Consider the following 4,817-nt stretch of genomic DNA (forward strand, 5'->3'; position numbering starts at 1 on the left):
GTCGTGATCGGCGACGCGCACAGCAACTACAGCGGCGCCGAGCGAGCCAACCAGAACATCTGGGCCGGCTGACACGACTTGGTCGCCTCGTGCCGCCGGTGCCGGGCGCTCTCGTCCTCGTTACGGGGGAGCGGGAGCGCGGCACCGGCGGTCGGCCGTCGTCACGCTCCCAGTGAGAAGGATGAGTTATGGGCAAGTACAACCTGCCTCCTGACAAGCTGGCCCAGGTCGAGGTCGTCCACTACGGCGGCGGTTACGGGTACGGCGCCGGCTACCCGCAGGCCGGAGGGACGTACACCACCACGGGCCTGACGCAGGACCAGTGGAACGACCTCCCCGAATGGCAACAGAAGCAGTACTACATCCAGTACGCCGGCGACCCCGGCAAGCCGACGGACGTGAGGCTCAATCGTGAGCACACGCCGGAGGACGGCAAGTGGAAGCACGAGGCTGAGAAGGGTTACGACGTTGACCCGAAGAAGCTCCGTGACCTGGCCGACGACATGGAAGCCGAGCTCGAAGAGTGGAAGACCACTCTCAACAAGGTGAACACCACCAAGGTGCCCGCCTCGGCGATCGGCGGCAGTGACGCCAGCAAGAGCTTCGAAGACATGGCCGACAAGGCGCAGCACGGGTTCAGCACCTATGTTGCACAGATCCAGCAGGCTTACACGGGGGTTATCGGCAAGCTGCGCGCGGCCGCCGGTGCCTATGAGGGCGCACACCAGAAGACCCAGAGCACGGTCAACGGCGTGAACCCCACCACCGGCAACGGCAACGCCGACCTCTGACGGGCCGGCAGGGGAAGGGAGGGGAACCGTGGGTCACAAGGTCCCGTACCACATCAGAGATGGTGCAGCCCCGGCGGCGGCGCCTTCGACTGAGAACTTCGAGCAGATCAAGAACCGGCTGAAGGGCATGCAGCCGGAAAAGGTGAAGGACGCGTCCGACGCCTATCTCGCGGCGTCCAACAAGCTCGCCCAGATGCAGAACGCACTGCACGGGCACGCCCAGAGGCTGATCGCGCACTGGCAGGGCGACAACGCGCAGAAGGCGCTCGACCAGCTGGGGCAGGTGCACTGGACGGCGGGTGAGCTGTCCAACAAGTCGTACACGACGGCGCAGACCTTCAGCTGGTACAAGACCGAGATCCTCGACTGGTACAAGGCGACCGCCGAGGACATGGAAGACGGCTGGAACGACAATGACTCGGGCGACAACAAGTACGCCCGGCAGATGATGGACAAGTTCAACCGTCGAACCAACGAGGCGTTCAACGGAGTCCCGGCCGCCATTGAGCGTGACCTTCCGTCGGACAGCCGTGAAGACGGCGGGCAGCCGCGCAACCCGGGCGGTCCCGGTAGCCCACCCGGCGGGCCCGGCGGCGGTCCTGGCGGCGGTCCTGGCGGCTTCAACCCCGGCGGGAGCAAGTTCGGCGGTGACGGTGCGGGCGGGCTTCCCGGGGGCAAGGACAGCCCGTTCAGCAACTTCAAGGACAACGGACCGCACCTGAACCCCAGCGAAATGAACCCGCCAGGTGGGTCTCACGGGTCGTTCCCCGGCGACGGCGCGAGCCCGTTCGGCCCAGGTTCCGGTAACGGATCCGACCTGTCGAGCTTCCAGCCGACCGGTCCCGGTGGCGGCGGCCCCGGCCTCGGCGGTGGTCCCGGTCTCGGCGGCGGGGGCGGCGGCGGCCTCGGTCCGTTCGGCGGTGACCCGGCCGGGGGCCTCGGCTCCGCGGGCGGTCCCGGCGGCGCCATGGGCGGCGGCGGCATCGGCCCGGGGGCCGCGGGCGCGGCCGGACGCGGCGCGGCCGGTGGACGTCCCATGGGCGGCATGCCGATGGGCCACGGAGCCCAGGGGGGGCAGAGTGAGGAGCGCGAACGCGAAACCTGGCTCACCGAGGACGAGGACGTGTGGGGCGGCGACGACGACACCGCTCCGCCGGTGATCGGCTGATTTCCGCGAGTACGGGCTACGACATGGGCGGGCGGGGGCTAAGCTCCCGTCCGCCCATACCCATGTATCGACCTGTCTGATAGAGGTGGACGACGGAATGCGACGGCGGCTCGTTCAGGTAGCGGCTGCGACGTTGGCGGTGGGCCTTGCTGCGGCCCCGACGGCCGCCCACGCGGATCCCGCACTCGACAAGAAGCAGTGGTGGTTCGACTCCTGGCACATCCAGCAGGAGGTGTGGCCCCAGACCAAGGGGAGCGGCGTGACGGTCGCGGTGATCGACAGCGGTGTCAATGCCTCGCTCCCCGACCTGCGGGGCGTTGTACTACCGGGCACCAATGTCACGGGCTCTGGCGATGGCCGCAAGGACCTCGACACCGAGGAGAACGGTCATGGCACGGCGATGGCCAGCCTGATCGCGTCCCAGGGCAAAGGGACGGGTTTCATGGGCGTGGCTCCCGAGGCGAAGATCCTGCCCATCGTCGTCAGCGCCGCCTCGGATGAGTCGCATTCCAAGGCGATCCGCTACGCGGTCGACCACGGCGCCAAGGTGATCAACATCTCCCAGGGCGGTCCCGGGGTGGCGTACCCACCGACCGGCTGCCCTGCCCGTGTGCTCGACGCGGTCTCCTACGCGGCCAAGAAGGACGTCGTCGTAGTCGCCTCGTCGGGCAACACCGGCAACACTCTGAACCAGCCGGAGTTCCCGGGAGCATGCCCGGGAGTGGTCGCGGTCGGTGCGATCGACCATCTGGCCCAGCCATGGGCGAAGACCCAGCGCCAGGACTACGTCACCGTGGCCGCCCCGGGCGCGGGGATGGACAATGTCCGCGCGGATGGAACCGTCTACACCAAGGTGAACGGCACCAGCGACGCCGCAGCGGTGACCTCTGGTGCGTTCGCGCTGGTGCGGAGCAAGTTCCCGGACATGAGTGCGCGCCGGGCCGTCCAGGTGGTGTCCAACACCACCGTGGACGTCGGTCCCAAGGGTAAGGACAAGCTGACCGGGCTCGGCGCGGTGAGCATTCGTCGTGCGCTGTCGCAGAAGGTCCCGGAGAACGCCCCCAACCCGGTTTACGAGCGGCTCGACCAGGCGCTCGCGCAGAAGGGTGGCGGCGGAGGTGCTTCGACCGCGCCCAAGGCGGCGGAGTCCGATGACTCCGGCACGAGCCCACTGGTTTACGTCGGTGTCGGCGTCGTCGTCCTCGCGGTCATCGGCGTGATCGGCTTCCTGCTGATGCGACGCCGTCCGTCCACTCCCTCGGGCCCGCCGCCCGGCGGCCCGGTGTTCGGGCCGCCTCCGGGGCCGCAGCAGTCCCCGTATCAGCCGGGTGGGGCACCGCCGATGGGGGGCGGCCAGCAGCCTCCGCCGCAGTTCCAGCCGCCGGGACCGCCGCCGCGCAACGAATGACGCGCCGCTGACTCAGCCGTGCAGGACGAACGCGGTCACAACGTTCTGAGCGATGGTTTGGGCGGCGGCGCGGGACACGGACTCGTCCAGCGGCGTCGCCCGGCTCAGATCGATGGCGCCGTTCTCGTCGGTGCCGTAGGTGGCGCCCTCATAGGTGACGACGAGAACGGCGTTGCTCAGCCGCACCGTCGTGGTGACATTGGCTGAACGGCCGAATTTGTCAGCGACCTGCTGCGGCTGAGCGAAGGCCTCGTCCCCGACGCCGCCGACGATGCTGGGCGCCTCGGCGTGGATGTCGCCGAGGGAGCTACTCGCCGTTCCCGCCGTCGTCTTCGCTGACCGCCAGCTGTGGTCATAGTCCTCTTCCGCCGCCGTGACGTTGGGGAAGATGCGTGCACTGACCTGTGCGGAGCGGGCTGTGAGCCGTTTCGCGCCCACTTCGTAAGTGGGCTCCGTCCATTCACACCCGCCACTGCGTTCGCCGGATGAGTTTGTCTCGGGCCGATCGGGAACGGGCGTCCCAGCCCTGGGGAGATACTGCCGCAGAGTGCTCCCCGGTACAGCCGCACACAGATCCGGCAGTGCGGAGAACCGCCCTTTCGCAGGCCCCTTTTCGTCGGGCTTTGTGGCAGCCCACGCCACCGCTCCACCCGCGAGAAGCACCGCGGCAGCAACACCAAGGGCCAGTATCCGCGTGGACGGCCGCCTACCGGCCCCCGCGCGCTTCTCCGTAGGCTCCTCGGGAGTCGCGTCCGTTTCCACGGGATCAGGCTCGGCGCCCGGCCGCTCCGAACCGTCCAACGCCTGATCCGTTGCCATGAACTCCGGACGTTCCCGTTCAGACCCCGAACCACCGGACAAGACGCGAGCCCCCACTCCCACAACCGGACATTCGCCGCAAGACTAGCAGCCAGCCGCCGACACCCAGGTCTCGACGATCACCAAAGGTGATCACGGCGGCTGCTAATTTCAGTGGACTTCGGAACGCGCGGACCGCCCTACGACCTCCTCCTCCATCCCAACTCACTGGCCCCGTCTGGGCACCACCACTGGTCTGATCAATACGCGCTGTGGCCACCCTCCACCCTGCTGGCGATTTCGGGCAGGTCTAATTCGATTATCAAGATGCCCGAGACGCTCTGCAGGAGAGTCGCTAACGCCACGAGCAGGACAGAAACGACGAATCGGATAGTGCCGAGCAGTGCGTATGTCCACCTTGCGGATGTGATGTAGACGCAGAGACTGTGTAATCACTAATCAACGTGACAGCGACAGTAAAAAAACCATTATCATCATGGTCATCGCGAGTGGTGGAGGACCCCCCGGCCGGTCGATGCGCGGCAAGCTGCTCCCTTCTCCTGCGAGACGGTTGACCAAATCGCAATGGAGGTGGCGCTGTGGGGAACACGTCCGCAGCTGACAGAGCAGCAATGCAGCAGGCCGCGACGCG

4 protein-coding genes are annotated in these 4,817 nt (G+C 67.6%); 3 read left to right on the forward strand and 1 reads right to left on the reverse strand.

The window, feature by feature from the left end; genetic code table 11:
- Positions 1-188 precede the first annotated feature (188 nt).
- The 3 genes from ABD808_RS21175 (at position 189) to ABD808_RS21185 (ending at position 3,367) form a co-directional block, all read left to right on the forward strand.
- A complete protein-coding gene (locus ABD808_RS21175) occupies positions 189-791 on the forward strand; it encodes a type VII secretion target (protein ID WP_344899310.1) in 603 nt (200 codons plus the stop codon).
- A 28-nt stretch (positions 792-819) separates the two neighbouring features.
- Positions 820-1,959: a WXG100 family type VII secretion target gene (locus ABD808_RS21180; protein WP_344899312.1), complete on the forward strand. Its 1,140-nt coding sequence runs from the start codon at positions 820-822 to the stop codon at positions 1,957-1,959.
- A gap of 97 nt (positions 1,960-2,056) precedes the next feature.
- Positions 2,057-3,367 carry a S8 family serine peptidase gene (locus ABD808_RS21185; protein ID WP_344899314.1) on the forward strand — a complete coding sequence of 437 codons (1,311 nt, stop codon included), beginning with the start codon at positions 2,057-2,059 and terminating at the stop codon, positions 3,365-3,367.
- A gap of 12 nt (positions 3,368-3,379) precedes the next feature.
- On the opposite strand, the gene ABD808_RS21190 is transcribed toward ABD808_RS21185, so the two are convergent.
- Positions 3,380-3,805, reverse strand: coding sequence for a hypothetical protein (locus ABD808_RS21190; protein ID WP_344899316.1), 426 nt, complete (start codon positions 3,803-3,805; stop codon positions 3,380-3,382).
- Positions 3,806-4,817 lie beyond the last annotated feature (1,012 nt).

This window comes from Actinomadura meridiana, from assembly GCF_039537545.1.
Taxonomy (GTDB): domain Bacteria; phylum Actinomycetota; class Actinomycetes; order Streptosporangiales; family Streptosporangiaceae; genus Spirillospora; species Spirillospora meridiana.